The 20,362-nt window shown below is 64.9% G+C and carries 17 protein-coding genes and 1 pseudogene; 5 read left to right on the top strand and 13 right to left on the bottom strand.

Annotated features, from left to right (window positions below; all coding sequences use genetic code 11):
* Positions 1–159: 159 nt before the first annotated feature.
* On the bottom strand, positions 160–504 hold the full coding sequence (locus ACNANG_RS23395) for a hypothetical protein (RefSeq protein ID WP_420225018.1): 345 nt from the start codon (positions 502–504) through the stop codon (positions 160–162).
* 149 nt (positions 505–653) lie between these two features.
* Here ACNANG_RS23395 and ACNANG_RS23390 point away from each other — a divergent pair, with 149 nt between their 5' ends.
* Positions 654–1,091, top strand: a complete 438-nt coding sequence (locus ACNANG_RS23390) for a helix-turn-helix domain-containing protein (RefSeq protein WP_420225017.1) — start codon at positions 654–656, stop codon at positions 1,089–1,091.
* A gap of 104 nt (positions 1,092–1,195) precedes the next feature.
* Here ACNANG_RS23390 and ilvD read toward each other — a convergent pair whose 3' ends face one another.
* On the bottom strand, positions 1,196–3,085 hold the full coding sequence (gene ilvD / locus ACNANG_RS23385; RefSeq protein WP_420225016.1) for a dihydroxy-acid dehydratase: 1,890 nt from the start codon (positions 3,083–3,085) through the stop codon (positions 1,196–1,198).
* Between the two features lie 388 nt (positions 3,086–3,473).
* Here ilvD and ACNANG_RS23380 point away from each other — a divergent pair, with 388 nt between their 5' ends.
* Positions 3,474–4,517, top strand: coding sequence for a ChaN family lipoprotein (locus ACNANG_RS23380; protein ID WP_420225015.1), 1,044 nt, complete (start codon positions 3,474–3,476; stop codon positions 4,515–4,517).
* Between the two features lie 397 nt (positions 4,518–4,914).
* Here the strand turns inward: ACNANG_RS23380 and ACNANG_RS23375 are convergent, their stop codons facing one another.
* Positions 4,915–6,018 (bottom strand): cobalamin-independent methionine synthase II family protein, encoded by a 1,104-nt coding sequence (locus ACNANG_RS23375; protein WP_420225014.1) that lies wholly within the window; start codon positions 6,016–6,018, stop codon positions 4,915–4,917.
* 57 nt (positions 6,019–6,075) lie between these two features.
* Positions 6,076–6,507 (bottom strand): hypothetical protein, encoded by a 432-nt coding sequence (locus ACNANG_RS23370; protein ID WP_420225013.1) that lies wholly within the window; start codon positions 6,505–6,507, stop codon positions 6,076–6,078.
* A 208-nt stretch (positions 6,508–6,715) separates the two neighbouring features.
* Between ACNANG_RS23370 and ACNANG_RS23365 the strand changes: the two genes are divergently transcribed.
* Together ACNANG_RS23365 and ACNANG_RS23360 are read left to right on the top strand one after the other, a co-directional pair.
* Positions 6,716–6,919, top strand: a complete 204-nt coding sequence (locus ACNANG_RS23365; protein WP_420225012.1) for a hypothetical protein — start codon at positions 6,716–6,718, stop codon at positions 6,917–6,919.
* A gap of 33 nt (positions 6,920–6,952) precedes the next feature.
* Positions 6,953–8,194: a GAF domain-containing sensor histidine kinase gene (locus ACNANG_RS23360; RefSeq protein WP_420225011.1), complete on the top strand. Its 1,242-nt coding sequence runs from the start codon at positions 6,953–6,955 to the stop codon at positions 8,192–8,194.
* A 93-nt stretch (positions 8,195–8,287) separates the two neighbouring features.
* Here the strand turns inward: ACNANG_RS23360 and ACNANG_RS23355 are convergent, their stop codons facing one another.
* The 5 genes and pseudogenes from ACNANG_RS23355 to ACNANG_RS23335 all read right to left on the bottom strand — a co-directional run bounded on the left by ACNANG_RS23355 (position 8,288) and on the right by ACNANG_RS23335 (position 14,402).
* Positions 8,288–9,202, bottom strand: coding sequence for an EamA family transporter (locus tag ACNANG_RS23355; RefSeq protein WP_420225010.1), 915 nt, complete (start codon positions 9,200–9,202; stop codon positions 8,288–8,290).
* A 229-nt stretch (positions 9,203–9,431) separates the two neighbouring features.
* On the bottom strand, positions 9,432–9,650 hold the full coding sequence (locus ACNANG_RS23350; protein WP_420225009.1) for a hypothetical protein: 219 nt from the start codon (positions 9,648–9,650) through the stop codon (positions 9,432–9,434).
* A 139-nt stretch (positions 9,651–9,789) separates the two neighbouring features.
* Positions 9,790–12,374 (bottom strand): annotated as a pseudogene (locus tag ACNANG_RS23345) (bifunctional aconitate hydratase 2/2-methylisocitrate dehydratase).
* Between the two features lie 154 nt (positions 12,375–12,528).
* Positions 12,529–13,428 carry an N-formylglutamate amidohydrolase gene (locus ACNANG_RS23340; protein WP_420225008.1) on the bottom strand — a complete coding sequence of 300 codons (900 nt, stop codon included), beginning with the start codon at positions 13,426–13,428 and terminating at the stop codon, positions 12,529–12,531.
* Positions 13,429–13,442: 14 nt separating this feature from the next.
* Entirely contained in the window at positions 13,443–14,402 is a 960-nt protein-coding gene (locus ACNANG_RS23335; protein WP_420225007.1) for a tripartite tricarboxylate transporter substrate binding protein BugE, read from the bottom strand.
* 114 nt (positions 14,403–14,516) lie between these two features.
* On the opposite strand from ACNANG_RS23335, the gene ACNANG_RS23330 reads away from it, so the two are divergent.
* The gene (locus tag ACNANG_RS23330) at positions 14,517–15,494 is read left to right on the top strand and encodes a LysR substrate-binding domain-containing protein (protein WP_420225006.1); all 978 of its coding nucleotides are present in this window, start codon (positions 14,517–14,519) and stop codon (positions 15,492–15,494) included.
* A 69-nt stretch (positions 15,495–15,563) separates the two neighbouring features.
* Here the strand turns inward: ACNANG_RS23330 and ACNANG_RS23325 are convergent, their stop codons facing one another.
* From ACNANG_RS23325 to ACNANG_RS23310, 4 genes are all read right to left on the bottom strand, one after another.
* Complete coding sequence (locus ACNANG_RS23325) at positions 15,564–16,769, bottom strand: amidohydrolase family protein (RefSeq protein WP_420225005.1); 1,206 nt, start codon at positions 16,767–16,769, stop codon at positions 15,564–15,566.
* 88 nt (positions 16,770–16,857) lie between these two features.
* Positions 16,858–17,571 (bottom strand): ABC transporter ATP-binding protein, encoded by a 714-nt coding sequence (locus ACNANG_RS23320; protein WP_420225004.1) that lies wholly within the window; start codon positions 17,569–17,571, stop codon positions 16,858–16,860.
* Positions 17,568–18,359 (bottom strand): ABC transporter ATP-binding protein, encoded by a 792-nt coding sequence (locus ACNANG_RS23315; RefSeq protein ID WP_179587281.1) that lies wholly within the window; start codon positions 18,357–18,359, stop codon positions 17,568–17,570. Before ACNANG_RS23315 ends, ACNANG_RS23320 begins: the two co-directional genes overlap by 4 nt.
* Complete coding sequence (locus ACNANG_RS23310) at positions 18,356–20,314, bottom strand: ABC transporter permease (RefSeq protein WP_420225003.1); 1,959 nt, start codon at positions 20,312–20,314, stop codon at positions 18,356–18,358. The genes ACNANG_RS23315 and ACNANG_RS23310 overlap by 4 nt, the downstream gene beginning before the upstream one ends.
* Positions 20,315–20,362: the final 48 nt, after the last annotated feature.

Here is a 20,362-nt window from a genome sequence, read left to right as displayed (position 1 = left end):
CCCGCGCCCGCATTCAGTCGGCCCCCGCATTCAGTCGGCCCCCGCAGTCAGTCGGCCCCGCAGTCAGTCGGCCCGGCAATCAGTCGGCCCGGCATTCCGTCGGCTAGGCAATCAGTCAGCCCGGCATTCCGTCGGCGCGGCATTCAATCGGCCCCCGGATCAGCGTGCCTCGTTGTCCCGTTCTGAACAGGCCTCCACGGGTTCGGGCGCAATGATCGTCATGTCCACGGCAATCAGCGCCCGGTCCAGCAACTCGGTCAAGGTCGCGTTCAATGCGGCGGGCACCATGCTCGATTCTCCGTACTGGGCAATCAGTTCCTTGACGCTGGCTGGCGTTGCCAGACACTGACGCGTTCTGGACCGCGCCGTGCCGGAGAACCGGAACCGCCGCAGGACCGCCTCCACATCCCAGTCCTTGGGCACGAACACCCATTCCGTAAATCCCCGTTGCGACAGCCCGGTCAGCACGAGCACTGGCGCGTCCGTCGTACGTATTTGCATCATGCGCAACTCCCACAGGTTGCGGGCGGCCCACGCCTGTCGCCACTTTCGCCGGCATGCGTCACGCCCGGTTTGCATCAGGCGCAAATTATGAAGCATTACGTTGCGTGTCGCGCTTTGCGTGGTGAGCAAGCGACTTTGACAATGCGGGCATGCATATCGGGGACGCGATTCGTTGGACCCGCGAGCGCCTCGGGTTGACTCTCGAAGCCGTCGCGATGGAAGCTGGCTTTGACGCCGGCAATCTGTCGCGCATGGAGCGCGGGCAGCAGGCGGTGACCGTTGACCGGCTGTCGGAAGTGGCCAAGGCCATGCAGGTTCGTGTATCCGACCTGTTCCTGCTGATCGAATCGCCGTCTACCGAAGCGCAGCACCAGCTGCGAGACAGCGAAACCCACCGCTACGATGAAGAGATGCAGAGCCTGCGCCGCGCGTACAGCGGGCTGGACAGACAACATCGCCGCATCGCGCTGCAGATGATACGCGGCCTGACCAAGGCGCAAAAGGCCGCCGCCGATCAGACGACAACCGGCCGGCGCGGCGCCTTCAAAAAGACGTCTTCGGCGGGCTCTCGCAAAGCCCGGACGTAAATAAACCGCGCCCATCATGAAAATGGCCGCCCCGCTGATCAAGCCGGGGCGGCCATGTTGGCAAGGCACGTCCTGCAGAAAGACCGCTGCAGGATAGAGACGCCTCAAGCCTTGCGCGTCAGCTGCGAAATATCCCGCACGGCGCCACGGTCGGCGGACGTTGCCAGCATGCCGTAGGCCTGCAAGGCCTGCGACACCACACGTTCGCGGCCGATCGGCTTCCACGCATCGGCGCCCAGGGCGACCATCGCCTCGCGGCGGTGGGCCAGGTCCGCATCGCTTACGCGCAGCTGGATCGTGCGATTTGGGATGTCGATGTCGATCATGTCGCCTTCCTGCACCAGGCCAATGTTGCCGCCTTCCGCCGCTTCAGGCGACGCATGGCCGATCACCAGACCCGACGATCCGCCGGAAAAGCGGCCATCGGTGAACAGCGCGCACGACTTGCCCAGGCCCTTGGACTTGATGTACGACGTGGGATACAACATCTCCTGCATGCCCGGCCCGCCCTTCGGACCTTCGTACGTGATGATGATCACGTCACCGGCGACGATCTGGTCACCCAGGATCGCGTCCACGGCCGCGTCCTGGCTGTGGAACACGCGGGCGCGGCCACTGAAGGTCAGAATGCTTTCATCCACGCCTGCGGTCTTCACGATGCAGCCATTCAGGGCCAGGTTGCCGTACAGCACGGCCAAGCCGCCATCTTGCGAAAAGGCATGCGCCTTGTCGCGGATGCAACCGCCCGCGCGGTCCACGTCCAGGCTGGCGAAACGCTTGTCCTGGCTGAATGCGACCTGGGTCGGCACGCCGCCCGGCGCGGCGCTGTACAGAGAATGCACGGCCTCGTCTTGCGTGACGGTGACGTCGTAGTTCTTGATCGCGTCGCCCAGCGTTTTCGAGTGGACGGTATAGGTCGTCAGGTCCAGCAAGTCCGCACGCGACAGTTCACCCAGGATGGCCATGATGCCGCCGGCGCGGTGCACGTCTTCCATGTGGTATTCCTGCGTGGCAGGCGCCACCTTGCACAGGCACGGCACCTTGCGCGAGATGCGGTCGATGTCGCTCATGGTGAAGTCGACGCCGGCTTCCTGTGCCGCGGCCAGTAGATGCAGCACCGTGTTGGTGGACCCGCCCATCGACACGTCAAGCGCCATCGCGTTGCCGAACGCCGCCTTCGAGGCAATGTTGCGCGGCAGAACCGTTACGTCGTCCTGCTCGTAGTAGCGCTTGCACAGGTCCACCACCAGACGGCCGGCGCGCAGGAACAACTGCTTGCGATCGGCGTGCGTGGCCAGCAGCGAGCCATTGCCCGGCAGGGCCAGGCCCAGCGCTTCGGTCAGGCAGTTCATGGAATTGGCGGTGAACATGCCCGAACACGAGCCGCACGTGGGACAGGCGGAACGTTCGTAGTTTTCGACGTCCGCATCGGACACCGAGCTGTCGCCGGCCTTGATCATCGCGTCGATCAGGTCGACCTTGATGACCTTCTGGCCCTTGACGGTGGTGTCGGCAGACGGATGGTAGGCCTCGATGACCTTGCCCGCTTCCATCGGGCCGCCCGACACGAACACGACCGGGATGTTCAGGCGCATGGCGGCCATCAGCATTCCGGGCGTGATCTTGTCGCAGTTGGAAATGCAGACCATGGCGTCGGCGCAATGGGCATTGACCATGTATTCGACCGAGTCGGCGATCAGTTCGCGCGACGGCAGCGAATACAGCATGCCGCCGTGCCCCATCGCAATGCCGTCATCCACGGCGATGGTGTTGAATTCCTTGGCAACGCCACCGGCGGCTTCGATTTCGCGGGCGACCATCTGGCCGAGGTCTTTCAGGTGCACATGACCCGGCACGAACTGCGTGAACGAGTTGACGACGGCCACGATCGGCTTGCCGAAATCGCCGTCCTTCATACCGGTCGCGCGCCATAGTGCGCGAGCCCCGGCCATATTGCGTCCGTGGGTCGATGTGCGTGAACGGTATTGCGGCATAGCAATTCTCACAATTTGGGTCTGGCGAACCGATAATTATAGGCTTGTTCGCGGGGATGCGTTGCCGCCCCGCGCATGCGCGCCGCAGGGCTTCGTCGATCCTCGCGATGCCCACCATGGCACATGGCGGCATCCGCCAATCAGACAGGCGTCCGGACGACGGCATGCGCCCCGCCTGATGCGCCAGTTACCTGGCGCCAGCTCCGGGCACCTCGCTGGGCGCGCTTGGCTTCTGCAACGAATGCTGCCAATCCTCACCATTACGTAGCGCCCATGCACGATATGCCGCGTCTTGTATCTTGGTAAGCTTGCGCTCGACCGTGCGCGGGCGGGTGCGTGCGCCGCCACGGTCCGCCTGTTTGCCTACCCTGCCTCGCGGTGTCCGTTCATGCCTTTGCCCGATCTGTTTTTCCGTCTTGCTCACCGCCCCGCATCCACCGGCTTCCCCTTTCGCCACGCGACGCTGGCGGCCTTGCTGGCGATCGGCCTGACCGCCTGCGCCTCGGCGCCGCCGCGCGGCATGGACACCATCGTGCCCTTGTCCGCCGAAACCCGCGCCGGCCTGCCGGCCGCCATGATGACGCAGCGCTTCGTGCTGATGGGCGAAGTGCACGACAACCCGTTTGGCCACGCATGGCGCACGCAGGCGTTGACCCGCGCGATCGAAGCCGGCTGGCGTCCGGCCATCGCCATGGAGCAATTCGACACCCGCTTCCAGCCGCTGCTGGACCTGGCCATGACCACCTGCACCGACGCGCCCTGCGTCATCGCCGCCGCGGTGCCCGGCAAAAGCGCCTGGGAGTGGACCTATTACGAGCCGGTCATCGATCTGGCCCTGAAGTACAAGCTGCCCTTGCTGGCGGCGAACCTGTCCCGCGCCGACGCGGCCAAGGTGGTGCGCGGCGGCCTGTCGGCCGTTTTTTCGGGCGCCCAGTTGCGGGACATGGGTCTGGCCGTGCCCCCGCATGCTGAATTGATGGCCGCCCAGGAACAGGCCGTGGCCGATGGCCACTGCGGCGTCCTGCCCGCCGCCATGCACGGTCCCATGGCCACCGCCCAGATCGCCCGCGACGCCGTCATGGCCGGCGTCATGCGCAGCGCCGCCGGCCCCGTCGTCCTGCTTGCCGGCAACGGTCACGTGCGCAAGGACATCGGTGTGCCGCAATGGCTGGGCGCGCCGTCCCTGTCCATCGGCTTCATCGAAGGCCGCGCCACCACCGGCGCCTACGACCAGGCCGAAGGCGTCATGCCCATCGCCCGCCCCGACCCCTGCGAAGCCGTCAAGTCCCTGGCCGCCCTTCCGCCCACCACCACTCCGCCAGACGCCGCCGCGCTCAGCCCCCAGTCCGGCAACGACATCGTCCGCAACGCCGACGCCCCGCCCCCCGCCCTTCCCCTGGACCTCACCCGCGCCAACCGCGCCATGCACTAAAAAAACGCAGACTTCCGTCTGCGTTCATCACCGCCAAGCCCTTCCGACCCAAGCCCCCCAAACCGAGGGCACCGTGGATCCGGCTCCGCCGGTCCACCAGTGCCGCCCCCTGGGGGGCGGCGCGAAGCGTCCAGGGAAGCTCTATTCCCACCACCGCCAAAAACACCAGCACCCCGACCCAAGAAACCCCAAACCGAGGGCACCATGGATCCGGCTCCGCCGGTCCATCGGTGCCGCCCCTGGGGAGGCGCGAAGCGCCCAGTGGGGCTCTATTCCCACCACCACCAAGAACACAACCACCCCGACCCAAGACACCCCAAACCGAGGGCACCATGGATCCGGCTCCGCCGGTCCATCGGTGCCGCCCCTGGGGAGGCGCGAAGCGCCCAGGGGGGCTTTATTTCCACACATCCCGCGCAATATCCACCGTCAGCTGCAGCTTGGCCCACTGCTCGCTTTCCGCCAGATCATTGCCCTCTTCCGTCGATGCGAAGCCGCATTGCGGGCTCAGGCACAGCTGATCCAGCGACACGTACTTGGCCGCCTCGTCGATGCGGGCCTTGACGTTGTCGGCGTTCTCCAGCTCGCCGGTCTTGGTCGTGACCAGGCCCAGCACCACGTTCTGCGTGCCCGGCTTCACGAAACGCAGCGGCTCGAAGCCACCGGCGCGCGCGCTGTCGTACTCCAGAAAATAGCCGTCGATATTCAGCTCGCCAAACAGCGTTTCCGCCACCGGCTCATAGCCGCCTTCGGAGATCCACGTCGACCGAAAGTTGCCACGGCAGATGTGCATGGAAATCGTCATGTCGTCCGGCCGATCGGCAATCGCATGGTTGATCATCTTCGCGTAGATGCGCGCAAAGGTGTCGGGGTCTTCACCGCGCTGGCGGACCAGGTTCTTCTGTTCTTCCGAGCACAGATAGGCCCAGACCGTGTCGTCCAGCTGCAGATAGCGGCATCCGGCATCGGCAAAGGCGTGCACCACCTTGCGGTAGGCTTCGGCCAGGTCGTCGAAGAAGGCTTCCATGTCCGGGTAGATCTTCTTGTCGATGGCGTTGCGGCCACCCCGGAAGTGCAGCAGGCTGGGGCTGGGGATGGTCATCTTCGGCATGGCCTTCGCGTTCGCTTTCAGGAACTTGAAGTGCTCGATCATCGGGTGCGACGTAAAGCCCAGCTTGCCGGTCACCTTGACGCTGCGCGCCTTGGTCTGCACGCCATTGAACTGGATGCCCTGGATGGACTCGTAGCCCTCTACGCCGTCCAGGCCTTCCAGGAAGTCGAAGTGCCACCACGAGCGGCGAAATTCACCGTCGGTGACCGCTTCCAGACCGATCTCTTCCTGCTTGGCAATGACCTTCTGGATCTCGCGATCTTCGATCTCGCGCAGGCCATCGGCCGACAGGTCGCCGGCAAGGCGGCTGGCGCGGGCAGCTTTGAGCGCGGCGGGCCGCAGCAGGCTGCCAACGGTGTCGGCGCGGAACGGGGGAACGGTCTTGTGCATCCTGGTTTTCCTTGTTCAATCGGGTAACCCGCAAGTTTACCCGGTAGTGCCCGGGGCTTACTTGCTCTTGCCCGCGCCTTCATTGGGCCAGAACAGGGTCAGATTGGCCGATGCATTGTTCGCGATCGACACTTTCTGGCTCTGCACCTTGCCCTGGTAGGTGGCGGTCAATAGATACTCGCCGGGGGGCAGCTTGGCAAAGAATTGCGGGCCTTCGGCACGGGCCTCGATCACCTTGTCGCCCTGGCGGGCCGGGGTCAGGCGCAACTGGACGCCTTCCAGGTATTCGCCACCAGCCTGCGCCATGGTCAGGTGGAAGTTGTAGCGGGCGCGCACGTCATTCAGTTGGGCGCGTTCTTCGTCACCGACGCCGCCCGACACGTATTCGATGTCGCCCGCGCGCCGGGTTTCCAGCGCCTGGGCGGGCATCACGCCCCAAAGCACGGCAGTTGTGGCAAGCACCAGCGAGATGCGCAGCGTCATGGTCATAGCGAGTGTCCTGGACTTCGAAAAGCCCACATCGTACGGCCCGCCCGGCCTGCCGCTGCCCTGGCGACACACCCTCTTGCACTTGATGCGCGGCTGCAATGTGGCCTGACGCCAGGGTGAATCCTGCATTCGCGCAACACCGGAAGACGTGCGGTAAGCGTCCACTCCCTCCGACACGCTATGATGCGTCAAAACATGGGCGAACGACGTGATCACGACACTCTGGACGATCTGGGCCGTACTGGCCGTCCTCGGATTCATAGGAACCATGCGCATGGAGCGCAGTGCCGTCAAGGTCGATGGCGCTGCCGGCTGGGCCACGTTTGGCTGGTTCGGCATTTTCATTTTGTGGGGCATCCCCTTCATGGCGCTGCTCAGCCTGGGGATCTGGCTGAGCCGGACCCTGCTGTGACGCCGCACGCCGCGCGCGCCGCTGCTGACCGCCATGTCAGGCCTGCCGTCCGAACTCGAGATCCACGCCGCCCTGGCCCACCGCCGGCGGCTGCAGGCCGTGCGCCTGACCGGGATGCTGGACAGTCCCAAAGACGAACGCTTCGATCGCCTGACCCGCCTGGCAGCGAAGCTGATCGACGTTCCCGCCACCTTCATTTCCTTTATTGACGAAGACCGCGACTTCTACAAAAGCAGCTACTGGGCGCATCCGCCCGCACACGACGTGCGCGAAGTCGAAGGGCGCACCTTCTGCCACTACGGCTTGGTGTCCGCCGGTCCGCTGGTGGTGGACAACGTCGTGGACCATCCCGAATTCCAGGCGATCCCGCTGATCGACGTGCTGGGCGTTCGCGCCTATCTGGGCGTGCCGCTGATCACGGACGACGGCATGCATCTGGGCAGCTTTTGCGCGATTGACATGCGTGCCCGGCACTGGACGGAACGCGACATCGAGATCCTGAGCGAACTTGCCCACTCCACCCTGCGCGAGATCAAGCTGCAGCAGGCCCTGCAGGACGCGGCGCGCAATCTGGAAGCCGCCAAGGAAGCCGTGCGCAAACACGAAGAATTGGTGGCGACCATTGCGCACGACCTGCTGGGGCCGCTGCAGATCGTGACCTTTTCGGCCGAATCGTTGCTACTGGGCGATCTGACCCCGGCGCAGCGCACGTCGTTAACGCGGGTGTCGGCCGCTGGAGACGGCATGGCCGAACGGCTCAAGAGCCTGACCGGCACCGCGTCGCGCAGCCTGTCCGGGCTGGTGTTGAAAGACGTGTCGGTCGAAGACCTGCTGTCCCGCGCCACCAGCATGATGGCCGCAATCGCGGACCGCAAGCAGGTCCGACTGGAATTCCAGGTCGAGCCCGGCCTGCCGCATATCCGGGTGGATCTGGCGTGGCTGCTGCGCATCCTGGGCGCCCTGATCGGCAATGCGGTCAAGTTCGGTCCGGCAAATGCCACGGTGCTTATCACCGCCGAACGGCATTACGACATGATTTGCATATCGGTGATCGACCACGGCATGGGCATTCCGGAAGACCAGCTGCCCCACGTGTTCGACCGTCTGCTTCAGCCGGATCCGGATCAGGGCCTGGCGCCCGGCGTCGGCCTGGGGCTCGCCATCGCCAAGGAACTGGTCGAGGCGCACGGCGGCACTATCTCGGCCACCAGTACGCACGGCAAGGGCAGCACGTTCAGCTTCACGTTGCCAACGGATAGCTACGATCAGGGCTGACGTGAGCGGCGACCGGGACAGGGCAGACAGGTCTGCCCGGGCCGGTGGCCAGGGTGCAGCGGGTGACGTGGTGCGTCTGACCGGTGGGACGCGCTAGGCCACTGCGCGCTTCGGCCACCACCGCTGCCCGAACTGGCTGACCAGCAGGCCACCCAGCACAGCCAACGTGCCCAGCCACTGCGCCGGCCCCAGCCGCTCGTCGAATACGATGGCGGCCGTGATCAGCCCCACTACCGGCACCAGCAACGAGAACGGCGCGATGCGGCTGGTGGGATGCCGCTTGAGCAGGCGCGCCCACAGGCTGTAGGCCGTCAACGTCGCCAGGAAGGCCAGGTAGGCGACCGCCCCGATCTCTTTCCACCCCGCATTGGCCAGCGCCGCCATCGTGTGCTCCGTGCCTTCCAGCCAGAACGCCAGCCCGAAAAACGGCACGATGGGCACCAGGCTGCTCCACACGATCAGGGAAAATGAGTCATAGACCGGCGCCGCACGTCCCGTAAAGCGGATCACCACGTTCGACAGCGACCACATCAGCGCTGCGCCACCCGTGAGCAGGAACCCCAGAAGGGTCATGTCACCGGGCCGGCCGCCCGCTGACGCGGCGATACAGCCCAGGCCCACTGCGGCGATCGCCAGCCCCGCCCACTGGCAGGCATGCGGCCGCTCGTGCAGCAGCACGCCCGCCAGGATCATCGTAAAAAACGCCTGCGTCTGCAGCACCAGGGACGCCATGCCCGTGGGCATCCCCACATGGATGGCGGTAAACATAAGGCCGAACTGGCCCAGGCCTTGTGTCAGGCCGTAGACGACCACGAAACGCACAGGCACCTTGGGCGGCTTGATGAACAGCAGCAGCGGTAACGATGCCGTGCTGAATCTCAGCGCGCCGAGCAACATGGGGCTCAGTCCCTGCACGCCAAATTTCATCACTACGAAATTCAGGCCCCAGATCACGACGACTAGCAAGGCGCACAGGTATTCGCCTGGTGTCAGTCCAGCGCGCGTCATACGCATCCGGTCGCAACGCCATGCGGCAAGCCGGGGCATGGATGACAGCAGGACAAGGTCGATGGCATGGCGGACGCCGAAGGGCTGCAAGGACGCCTACTATATCGTTCCCGCGCCCGGGCCGCAGCCACGCTGCGCCCAAGACAGCCCAGTGGCCGGCCAGGTCCTGCCCTGCCGCGATGATCCCGCTAGGCCGCTTCCTTGGCCTCCTGCCCTTGCGGACCGTTCTTCAGTACCCCCGGATGTTCAGAACCGCCAAGCTCACCTGCAACACGATCAGCGCCCAGGCCGACGTATGCAGGCCCCATACGATCCACAACACATTGCTGAGCAGGAACAGCCAGAATCCCCAGTTGCGTTTGTGCTTGGACAGGGACGCCACCAGGTAGGCCGCCAGCACCGATACCACCATGGCGGGCCATTGCATCAAATCGATCAGATCGTTCATCCAGCCTTCCTTCCGGGTCGTGATGACGGCTTCAAGCAAGCCGCGTACCCAAACCCGAACGGCCGATGGCGACCCCGATCAGACGAAAAAAACCGGGACATCCCGAAGGGTGTCCCGGCCTTTACGAACGTTGTGGCTATCAGGCCTTGACGGTGTCCGCCACGTCCTTGAAGTCGGCGATCTGGTCGAAGTTCATGTAGCTGTAGATCGTCTTTTCATGGGCGCCCAGAATGCCCGTGCCTTCCATGTATTCCTGGCGGGTCGGGATACGGCCCAGACGCGAGCAGATGGCGGCCAGTTCCGCCGAACCCAGGTACACGAAGGTGTTCTTGCCCAGGCGGTTCGGGAAGTTGCGCGTGCTGGTCGACATGACGGTCGCCCCTTCACGCACCTGTGCCTGGTTGCCCATGCACAGCGAGCAGCCCGGCGGTTCCATCCGTGCGCCGGCGGCGCCCAGGGTGCCGTAGTGGCCTTCTTCGGTCAGTTGCTTCTGGTCCATCTTGGTGGGCGGGGCCACCCACAGCTTGACCGGAATGTCGCGCTTGCCTTCGAGCAGCTTGGACGCCGCGCGGAAGTGCCCGATGTTGGTCATGCAGCTGCCGATGAACACTTCGTCGATGGCGGCGCCGGCGACTTCCGACAGCGTCTTCACGTCGTCAGGGTCGTTCGGGCAAGCGACCAGCGGCTCGTGCACGTCGGCCAGATCGATTTCGATCACGGCGGCGTATTCGGCGTCGGGGTCGGCCTTCATCAGCTTGGGATCGGCCAGCCAGGCTTCCATGGCGGCGATGCGGCGGGCGATGGAACGCTTGTCGTCATAGCCGTTGGCGATCATCCACTTCAGCAGCGTGATGTTGCTGTTGATGTACTCGATGATCGGTTCCTTGTTCAGGTGCACCGTGCAACCGGCGGCCGAACGTTCCGCCGACGCGTCCGACAGTTCGAATGCCTGTTCGACCTTCAGGTCGGGCAAGCCTTCGATTTCCAGGATGCGGCCCGAGAAGATGTTCTTCTTGTTCGACTTGTCGACGGTCAGCAGACCGGCCTTGATGGCGTAGTAGGGAATCGCGCTGACCAGGTCACGCAGGGTGACGCCAGGCTGCAGCTTGCCCTTGAAACGCACCAGGACCGATTCCGGCATGTCGAGCGGCATGACGCCGGTCGCGGCCGCGAAAGCCACCAGGCCCGACCCTGCGGGGAAGCTGATGCCGATCGGGAAACGGGTGTGCGAGTCGCCGCCGGTGCCCACGGTATCGGGCAGCAGCATGCGGTTCAGCCACGAGTGGATCACGCCGTCGCCCGGACGCAGCGAGATGCCGCCGCGGTTGCTCATGAAAGCGGGCAGGCTGTGATGCGTCTTGACGTCCACGGGCTTGGGATAGGCCGAGGTGTGGCAGAACGACTGCATGACGAGGTCGGACGAGAAGCCCAGGCAAGCCAGGTCCTTCAGTTCGTCGCGGGTCATAGGGCCGGTGGTGTCCTGGCTGCCGACCGACGTCATCAGCGGTTCGCAGTAGGTGCCCGGACGCACGCCCTTGCCTTCCGGCAGGCCGACGGCGCGGCCGACCATCTTCTGGGCCAGCGTGTAGCCCTTGCCGGTGTCGGCAGGCTCGGTAGGCAGACGGAACAGCGTCGAGGGCGGCAGGCCAAGCGCGTCGCGTGCCTTGGCGGTCAGGCCACGGCCGACGATCAGCGGAATGCGGCCACCGGCGCGCACTTCGTCGAACAGCACGTCGGACTTCATCGAGAATTCGGCAATGACTTCGCCGTTCTTGAGCGCCTTGCCTTCGTACGGACGCAATTCGACCACGTCGCCCATGTCCATCTTGGACACGTCGAGCTCGATCGGCAGCGCGCCGGCGTCTTCCATCGTGTTGTAAAAGATCGGGGCAATCTTGCTGCCCAGACAGACGCCGCCAAAACGCTTGTTCGGGACGAAAGGAATGTCTTCGCCGGTGAACCACAGCACCGAGTTGGTTGCCGACTTGCGCGACGAGCCCGTGCCGACCACGTCACCCACGTAGGCCACCAGGTTGCCGCGGGCGCGCAGGTCTTGCAGGAACTTGATGGGGCCGGTCTTGCCGGCTTCTTGCGGCTCGATGCCCGGACGCGGGTTCTTCAGCATCGCCAGCGCGTGCAGCGGGATGTCCGGACGGCTCCACGCGTCAGGCGCGGGCGACAGATCGTCGGTGTTGGTTTCGCCCGTGACCTTGAACACGGTGACGGTCAGGCTTTCGGGGACTTCGGGGCGGCTAGTGAACCATTCGCCGTCGGCCCAGCTTTGCAGCACGGCCTTGGCGTTGGCGTTGCCCTGGTCGGCCTTTTCCTTCACGTCGTGGAAGGCGTCGAACATCAACAGGGTTTTTTCAGGCCGTTGGCGGCGATGGCGCCCACCGAGGAATCGTCCAGCAGTTCGACCAGCGGGCCAATGTTGTAGCCGCCCAGCATGGTGCCGAGCAATTCCGTGGCTTTGGCGCGGTCGATGAGCGGACAAGCTTCCGAACCCAGGGCCACGGCGGCCAGGTACGATGCCTTGACCTTGGCGGCATCATCGACGCCGGCCGGCACACGGTGCGTGAGCAGGTCGACCAGGTATTCACCCTCGCCTGCGGGCGGCTGCTTGAGCAGCTCGATCAGGTCGGCGGTTTGTTGTGCCGACAGAGGCAGCGGTGGAATACCGAGTGCAGCGCGCTCGGCAACGTGTTGGCGATAGGATTCAAGCATGACCGGGTCCCGTAGTGTGAGGGAATAGGAACGAACCCGGGAATTGTAGACCCCTGCGCGGGAATGATCAAACGTCTTATATCTTATATAAGACATAAGGAGGAACCGGTACCGCCCCCCTGGTGGACAAGGGGGAGCCAGGAGGTTCCGGCGATCAACGCGGATCGGTGTCGACCAGCATCTGCACCAGGTCCTTCAAGTCGCGGCGCAGGTCGTCGGCGCCGTCATGCAGTTCCAGCGTCTCTTCGTTCATGTAGCGCTTGCGATTGACCTCGAGCTGGATGCTGTGGCGGTGCTCCGCGGGCTTGCCGTAGCGCCGTACCAGTTCCACGCCTTTGTACGGATAGTTGTATTCCACGCTGTAGCCGCGCTCGCGCAGGAAGGCCGCCACCTTTTGCGAGAGTTCCGGCGACGCGGTGCTGCCGTCGCGATCGCCCACAACGAAGTCGGCATGAACCAACCCCGGCAGGTCGGTGGCATGACTGCCGGCGACCGCGGGCATCGAATGGCAGTTCAGGTGAATGCTGTAGCCATGCCGCGAATGCGCCGCATCGATGGCCGACGACACGGCCTCGTGATAGGGCTTCCAGCACAGCGCGATCCGCTGCTGGATCTCCTGCACGCCTAGCAGCCTGTCATAGATGGGAATGCCTTCGTCGGTGTACTTCCAGATCAAGCCCTTGCCCAGACGTACCTTGGACAGGACTTCCGGGTCGGTTTCGACCGGCTCGGGCCAGGCGCCGTCGAGCAGGCCCACATCCAGTTCCGTCGTGTTGCGGTTGGCATCCAGGTAGCTGCGCGGAAAGTGCGCCTCGACCCAGGCCACGCCCAGGTCGGCGGCAAAGTCGTACAGCTTTTCGACGTGCGTGTCTTCGGCCCGGCGCAGGATCGCGGCATCGCACACGAAACGGAAGTCATCGGGATAGAAGGTGCCGCTGTGCGGCGAATCCAGCACGACGGGCGTGCTGCCTTCGAATGACGACAGCAGCGCTTCGCCCGGCGCCGACGTCGTGGACGGATATCGGCTATTGATGATACGGAGAACGGTACTCATGGGTCACCTCTGTGTCAGTCCAGCTGGATTTTCGCGAACTGGCTGATCTTCTGCATCTTGGCCATTTCATCGTGGATCTGGCGGGTGAATTCGGCGGGCGTGGTGCCGGACGCGTAGAGTCCCAGGCCGGCCAGGCGTTCGCGCACGGGCGCTTCTTTCAATGCCGTCACCACCGCCTGCTGCATGCGGTTGATCGCCGCGGCGGGCGTGCCGGCGGGCGCCACCAGACCGAACCACGACGGATCGTTGTTGGATTGCATGCCGCGCTCGCCATAGGTGGGAACGTCGGGCAGGACATCAAGACGCGTATCCCACGAGACGGCCAGTGCGCGCAGCTTCCCCGCCTTGATGTGCGGCAACGATGCGGCCACCTGGTCGAAATAGGCCAGCACCTGGCCGCCCAGCAGATCGTTGATGGCCGGGCCCGCGCCGCGGTACGGGATATGGACCATGTCGGTTCCCGTGGTGCTCTTGAACAGCTCGGCCCACATGTGGCTGATGGTGCCGTTGCCCGGCGTGGCATAGGTGACCTTGCCCGGGTTGGCCTTCAGGTAGGCGACGAATTGTTCCAGGGTCTGCGCGGGCACGCTTGGGTGAACGACCAGCACGCCCGGCGCGCGCACCAGTTCCGTGACAGGTGCAAAGTCCTTGACCGGGTCATACGGCAGCGTCTTGTAGACAGCCGGGTTGACGCCATGGGTCGACAGGGTGGCGACACCGAAGGTCGAGCCGTCGGCCGGCGAACGCGCAACTTCGGCCATGCCGATCGAGCCGCCCGCTCCGGCGCGGTTCTCCACGACCACCGTCTGCTGCAGGACGCGGCCCACGGCTTCGCCGATGATGCGGCCGGTAATGTCGGTGGCGCCGGCCGGCGGGAAAGGCACGACCAGCCGTATCGGCTTACCCTGAGCCTTGACCATTCCAGGAAGGAAAGATACGGCAGCGGCCGTGGCAATGAAGGTGCGGCGATCCATGGACTTCTCCTTGACGATTAAGGGCATCTTGCTTGGACTCAACTAGTCCGGACAATACCCAGTTTACGCGAAAGGACATTCTGATAATATTCCCATCCGGAATGTTTTGATGGAATGACCATGCGCCGGCTGCGCCCTCCCCTGCACTTGCTGCGTACGTTTTCCACCGTAGCCCGCTTCGGCAGCATTTCGCGGGCGGCCGAAGCGCTGCACGTCACGCAAGGCGCGGTCAGCAAACAGATCCAGGAGCTGGAACGGTGGATCGACGTGCCGCTGTTCGAACGCGCGCGCAAGCGGCTGTCCCTGACCCCGGCAGGCGCGCGCTATCACACCGTCATCCGGCCGCTGCTGGCGCAGCTGGAAGCGGCCACGCTGGATCTGATCACCAGCGGCGATGGCGGCGGCGCGCTGCACCTGTCCACGCTGCCCACCTTTGGCGCCAAATGGCTGATTCCGCGCCTGCCCGACTTCCAGCACCGGCACCCGCAGGTGGCGCTGCACTTCGTGCCATATGTGCACGGCTACGACTTCACCCGGCCGGACCTGGACTGCTCCATCCTGTTCGGGGAAGGCCACTGGCCCGACGCCCATGCGCACTACCTGGCGGGCAGCGACGTGGTGCTGATCGCCCCACCCGCGGGGTCGGGACTGCCGGCGGTGGAGTCGCCCGACGATGTCAGCCGGCACACGCTGCTGCAGCATGTCAGCGTGCCGCAGGCCTGGCTGCAATGGAGCGAGACGCACGCCGTCCACACGATCGACCCCCTGGCCGGCCCGCAGTTCGACCAGTTCCACACTTTGATCCGCGCGGTCATGGTCGGGATGGGGTTGGCGCTGGTGCCGCGCTGCCTTGTGCAGGACGAGATCACGGCTGGCCTGGTCTGTGCGCCGAACGGCATGAGCTATCGCAGCAACGCGGGGTACTGGTTCTGCTATCCCGAAGCCCGCGCGAACCAGGCGACGCTGACCCGGTTCAAGGATTGGCTGGTCGCGGCGGCGGTGGGAGCGGACCAGGCGCCCGAGGGCGGATCGCCGCAAGTGCTCGCGGCTTCAGGACGGAAGAGTGGATTGGGGACCCACGCCGGCTCGTGAAGACGCGCAAAGGCCTCTTGCACAACAGCGGCGTGCCGTTGAATGCCGGGCCGCCGATGCAGCAGCCTCCTAGCGCGGCACTACGATCGCCACCTGCTCGGCCGGTGGCGTATTGCGGCTGCGGCCACAACGCACGATCCCGTCGATCATGACCATGCCCACCCCCGGAATGTCGCCCAGCTCGACGCTTTCCAGCAGCGTCTTGCCCGCCGAATGTTGCGCTCGGTCCATGAATACGAAGTCCGCCGGTCGGCCCACTTCGATCAGGCCCTGGCGCAGATTGCGCATGCGCGCCGTATTGCCGGTTGCGAAGCCAAAGGCGATTTCCGCCGGGATATCGGCCATGCTGGAGATCAGCGCCACCATCCGCAGAATGCCCAGCGGCTGCACGCCCGACCCGGCCGGGCCATCGGTACCGAGAATGATGCGGTGCGGGCACTTGAGTTCCATGGCATGCCGCGCGGTCAGGATCGCGATCCGTTCGTTGCCGTTGTGAACGATCTCCAGCGCGCGGGTCGACCGTTCGCACAATTCACAGACATGTTTGTAAGGCAGCGCCGTGTGGCCGCCGTTCACGTGGCCGATCACGTCGGCATCGGCCTCAAGTACCACGTCGGAGTCGATCAGCCCTGAGCCGGGGATGGACGGACCACCCGTGTGGATGGTGCTCTGGATGCCGTATTTGCGCGCCCAGGCGACCATGGGTCCGGCCTCGTACCCCGCCTTGACCGTTCCCAGACCCACCTCACCCAGCAAGGTAACGCCCGCGTCCGCCAGGTCCTTGAAGTCCTGTTCGACCATGCCCTGTTCAAGAATGGGGGCGCCGGCCAGGACCTTCACGCCTCCGCCCACCCCCGCGCCGCGCATCCCTTCGAACGAACGCTGCGCGGTGATCGCCAATGCCTTGAGCCCGACGATATCCTTGGGCCGGCCTGGCAGGTGCACTTCGCCTGCCGAGATCATGGTGGTGACGCCACCGTGCAGGCTCGACTCGATCCAGCCCAGCTGGCCCTGGCGCGGCGTCCAGTCGCCAAAGACCGGATGCACATGCGAGTCGATCAGGCCCGGCGCCAGCGTGGTGCCGCGGCAGTCGATCACGGTCCCGACGCCATCGGCGTCGCCATCGCTATCGTTGCCGATCGCAACGATGATGCCGTCGTCCACGACTACCGTGGAGGCATCCAGGATCGGTTGATCGATGTCGCCCGACAGCAGCAGTCCGATGTTCCGGATCACTACCCTGCCGGACTTGCCCGACACGCTTTCCACTGCCATGAACCGCTCTCCTTGCTGTCGGCCGGGCCGATCGGATCACGCGGACGGATCCGTCCGCGCCGCCAGCCCTGCTCCTGCTCCAGTGACCTCAGACCGACAGATACGCGCGCCGTACTGCGTCGTTCGCCGCCAGTTCCGCCATCGTGCCCTGATAGCGGATATGCCCGTTTTCAAGCACATAGGCACGGTCGCTGACCAGTTCCGCAAAGTGCATGTTCTGCTCGGACAGCAGAATGGACATGCCTTCGCGTTTCAGCGCGATGATCATGTTTGCCATCTGCTCCACGATCACCGGCGCAACGCCTTCGGACGGTTCATCCAGCAGCACCAGATACGGATTGCCCATCAGCGTGCGCGACACCGTCAGCATCTGCTGCTCGCCGCCGCTCATCTGGCCGCCTGGACGGTGAGGCATTTCGCCCAGGTTCGGAAACAGCTTGAACAGCTTTTCGGGCGTCCATTCAACCGCGTCGGCACGCGCCGGTTGCTTGCCGATCTCCAGATTTTCGAGCACGCTCAATTCGGTGAACACGCGGCGGTCTTCCGGCACGAAGCCCATGCCCAATCGGGCGATCTGATAGGGCTTGCTCCTGGCTACCGACTGGCCCAGGAATTCGACGTCGCCACGGCTGCGATCCAGCAGGCCCATCACCGCTTTCATGGTGGTGGACTTGCCGGCCCCGTTGCGTCCCATCAGGGCCACCACTTCGCCTCGCCGCACTTCCAGGCCCACATCGAACAGGATGTGCGCGCGGCCGTAGAAGGCGTTCAGGTTCTGTACCTTCAGCAGTACGTCGCTCATGCGTGTGCTCCGGCGGTCGTCAGGTCGGGCGCCTTGGCCTCGAAGGTTTTTCCGGTGCCGAAATAGACTTCGCGCACTTTGGGGTGGTTGCGGATCGTTTCGCCATCGCCTTCCGCGATCAGTTGACCGCGGGCCAGCACGATCATGCGGTCGGCGTAGGCAAACACCACGTCCATGCTGTGCTCGGTGAACAGCACCGACAGGTTGCGTTCCACCACCAGCTTCTTGGTCAGGGCCATCAGCGCATTGCGTTCATTGGGCGCCATGCCCGCTGTCGGTTCGTCCATCAGCAACAGCTTGGGCTGGTTGGCCAGCGCGATAGCGAGCTCGACCCGCTTCACGTCGCCATAGGCCAGCACGCCGCACGACCGCTCCGCCTGGCTGGCCATGTCGACCTGGGCCAGCAGCGCCATGGCTTCATCCCGGTAGAACGACGCCGCCGGGCGCCACAGATGCGACAGCTTGCGCTCGAACGACATCAAGGCCATCTGCACGTTTTCGACCACCGTCATGGAACTGAAGGTGGCGGCGATCTGGAAGGTCCGGCCCACGCCCAGCCGCCAGATGTTGCGCGGCTTCATGCCGATCAATTCCTGCCCGTCCAGCAGGATCGATCCGCTGTTGGGCTTCAACTGCCCGTTGACCATATTGAAGCAGGTCGACTTGCCGGCGCCGTTGGGTCCGAGCAGCGCAAGCAGCTGGCCGCGCGGCAGATCGAACGACACGTTGTCGGCGGCCTTCACACCGCCGAAGGATTTGGTCAGGTTCTTGACTTGGAGCAAGCTCATACCGCCTCCCGCAGCGCGGCTGGATCGGTGACGGTGACCGTGACCGGCTTGGTGCCGGGCGTGCCGCCGTCGTGTTTGTCGCCGCGCTGGAACACGGTACGAAGGAAGCCGACGATGCCGAGCGGGAACGCCAGGACCAGGGCCAGCACGGCCAGGCCCAGGATGGCGCGCCAGTATTCAGTCTCGCGGGCAATCGTGTCGTGCAGCCAGGTAAAGACCGAGGCGCCCACGATCGGACCGGCCAGCGTCTGCACACCGCCCAGCAGCACCATAACCAGGCCGTCGATGGACCGGCTGACGCTGATGGCTTCGGGCGAGATGCTGCCCTTCGAGAACGCGAACAGCGAACCCGCCAGCCCGCAGAACATGCCGGCCACCACGAAGGCCATCCACTGCACCTGCTTGACGTCGATACCGATCGAATCGGCTCGCAGCGGCGAATCCCGGCCCGCCCGCATCGCATACCCGAAGGGCGAGAACAAAGCGCGGCGCAGCAGCCACACGCCAGCCACGCACATCACCAGCGTCAGGTAGTAGTAGGCCACCGGAGACGACAGCCAGGCCGCGGGCCAGATGCCCACCAGGCCGTTACTGCCCCCGGTGAACGCATCCCACTGGTAGATGATCGACCAGACGATCTGTGCAAAGGCCAGCGTCAGCATCGCCAGGTACACCCCCGACAGGCGCACGCAGAACCAGCCGAAGACCAAGGCCCCGATGGCGGCCACCAGCGGCGCCAGCATCAGCGCCGCTTCCATCGGCAGGCCCACCGACTTGAACAGCAGCGCCGCGCCGTAGGCGCCCAGGCCAAAGTACGCCGCATGCCCGAAGGAATGCATGCCGCCCGGGCCCATGATGAAGTGCAGGCTGGCGGCGAACAGCACGGCTACCAGGATTTCGACCAGCAGCACCGTCAGGTAGGGGAAGGCGGCGGCCAGCAGGGGCACGGCGACCAGAGCCGCGATGACCACGATGAACAACGCACGCACCGCCTTGCTGGTTGGACGCAGCGGATCTTCCACGCCCGACACATTGCGCGACAGCGCCAGCGGCTTGCCCAGCAGCCCCCACGGACGTACCACCAGAATGAAGGCCATGACCAGGAATTCGGCCACCAGCGTCAGCTTCGACAGCGAGAACACCATGCCGAAAAGCTCGACCTGGCCGATGGCGATACACAGCGCCTTGATCTCGGCGATCAGCAGCGCGGCCAGGAAAGCGCCCGGGATCGATCCCATGCCGCCCACGACCACCACCACGAATGCGCTGCCGATGGCTTCCAGGTCCATGGCCAGGTTGGCGGGCATGCGCGGACCCTGCAGGGCGCCACCCAGGCCGGCCAGGAACGACCCCAGTGCGAACACGCCTGTGAACAGCCACGCTTGATTGATACCCAGCGCGCCGACCATTTCACGATCCTGCGTTGCCGCGCGGATCAGCTTGCCCCAGCGCGTGCGCGTCAAGGCCAGCCACAGCAGGCCCAGGACCAGCGGACCAATGCAGATCAGCGCCAGATCGTATTGAGGAACGCGCCGGCCGAGGATTTCGACCGAGCCGGTCAGGCCGGGCGCGCGCGGACCGAACAGGTCCTCGGCGCCCCAGATATAAAGAGCCACGTCCTTGAGCACCAGCACGACGGCAAAGGTGGCAAGGAGCTGGAACAGTTCGGGCGCATGGTAGATGCGCCGCAACACCAGAATTTCGATCAGCGCGCCGATCAACGCGACGGCCAGTGCGGCAAGGACCACCGACGCCCAGAAACCCAGGCCGGTGCCGCCCATCATGCCGACGATGGTGTACGCGATATAGATCCCGAACATGTAGAACGAACCATGCGCGAAATTGACAATACGCGTTACGCCGAAAATCAGCGACAGGCCCGCGGCGACCATGAACATGGCCGATGCGTCGGCCAGGCCGTTCAGCATTTGGACAAATAAGCTTGAGAAAGTCATGCGCGTGCCATCCAGCAAGAAGCGGGGGCGCGCCGCGGTCACGAACCA

It is taken from the genome of Pigmentiphaga litoralis (genome assembly GCF_048632615.1).
Lineage (GTDB): Bacteria > Pseudomonadota > Gammaproteobacteria > Burkholderiales > Burkholderiaceae_B > Pigmentiphaga > Pigmentiphaga litoralis_B.
The sequence above is the reverse complement of the archived record's forward strand: the minus strand, read 5'-3'. Positions and strand labels throughout refer to the sequence as shown.

Coding starts and splice junctions, on each gene's coding strand:
- ACNANG_RS23335 (WP_420225007.1), bottom strand. CDS start 14,402: ATGGATCGCCGCACCTTCATTGCCACGGCCGCTGCCGTATCTTTCCTT.
- ACNANG_RS23350 (WP_420225009.1), bottom strand. CDS start 9,650: ATGAACGATCTGATCGATTTGATGCAATGGCCCGCCATGGTGGTATCG.
- ACNANG_RS23370 (WP_420225013.1), bottom strand. CDS start 6,507: ATGACCATGACGCTGCGCATCTCGCTGGTGCTTGCCACAACTGCCGTG.
- ACNANG_RS23320 (WP_420225004.1), bottom strand. CDS start 17,571: ATGAGCGACGTACTGCTGAAGGTACAGAACCTGAACGCCTTCTACGGC.
- ilvD (WP_420225016.1), bottom strand. CDS start 3,085: ATGCCGCAATACCGTTCACGCACATCGACCCACGGACGCAATATGGCC.
- ACNANG_RS23395 (WP_420225018.1), bottom strand. CDS start 504: ATGATGCAAATACGTACGACGGACGCGCCAGTGCTCGTGCTGACCGGG.
- ACNANG_RS23315 (WP_179587281.1), bottom strand. CDS start 18,359: ATGAGCTTGCTCCAAGTCAAGAACCTGACCAAATCCTTCGGCGGTGTG.
- ACNANG_RS23375 (WP_420225014.1), bottom strand. CDS start 6,018: ATGCACAAGACCGTTCCCCCGTTCCGCGCCGACACCGTTGGCAGCCTG.
- ACNANG_RS23360 (WP_420225011.1), top strand. CDS start 6,953: ATGTCAGGCCTGCCGTCCGAACTCGAGATCCACGCCGCCCTGGCCCAC.
- ACNANG_RS23355 (WP_420225010.1), bottom strand. CDS start 9,202: ATGACGCGCGCTGGACTGACACCAGGCGAATACCTGTGCGCCTTGCTA.
- ACNANG_RS23390 (WP_420225017.1), top strand. CDS start 654: ATGCATATCGGGGACGCGATTCGTTGGACCCGCGAGCGCCTCGGGTTG.
- ACNANG_RS23310 (WP_420225003.1), bottom strand. CDS start 20,314: ATGACTTTCTCAAGCTTATTTGTCCAAATGCTGAACGGCCTGGCCGAC.
- ACNANG_RS23380 (WP_420225015.1), top strand. CDS start 3,474: ATGCCTTTGCCCGATCTGTTTTTCCGTCTTGCTCACCGCCCCGCATCC.
- ACNANG_RS23330 (WP_420225006.1), top strand. CDS start 14,517: ATGACCATGCGCCGGCTGCGCCCTCCCCTGCACTTGCTGCGTACGTTT.
- ACNANG_RS23325 (WP_420225005.1), bottom strand. CDS start 16,769: ATGGCAGTGGAAAGCGTGTCGGGCAAGTCCGGCAGGGTAGTGATCCGG.
- ACNANG_RS23340 (WP_420225008.1), bottom strand. CDS start 13,428: ATGAGTACCGTTCTCCGTATCATCAATAGCCGATATCCGTCCACGACG.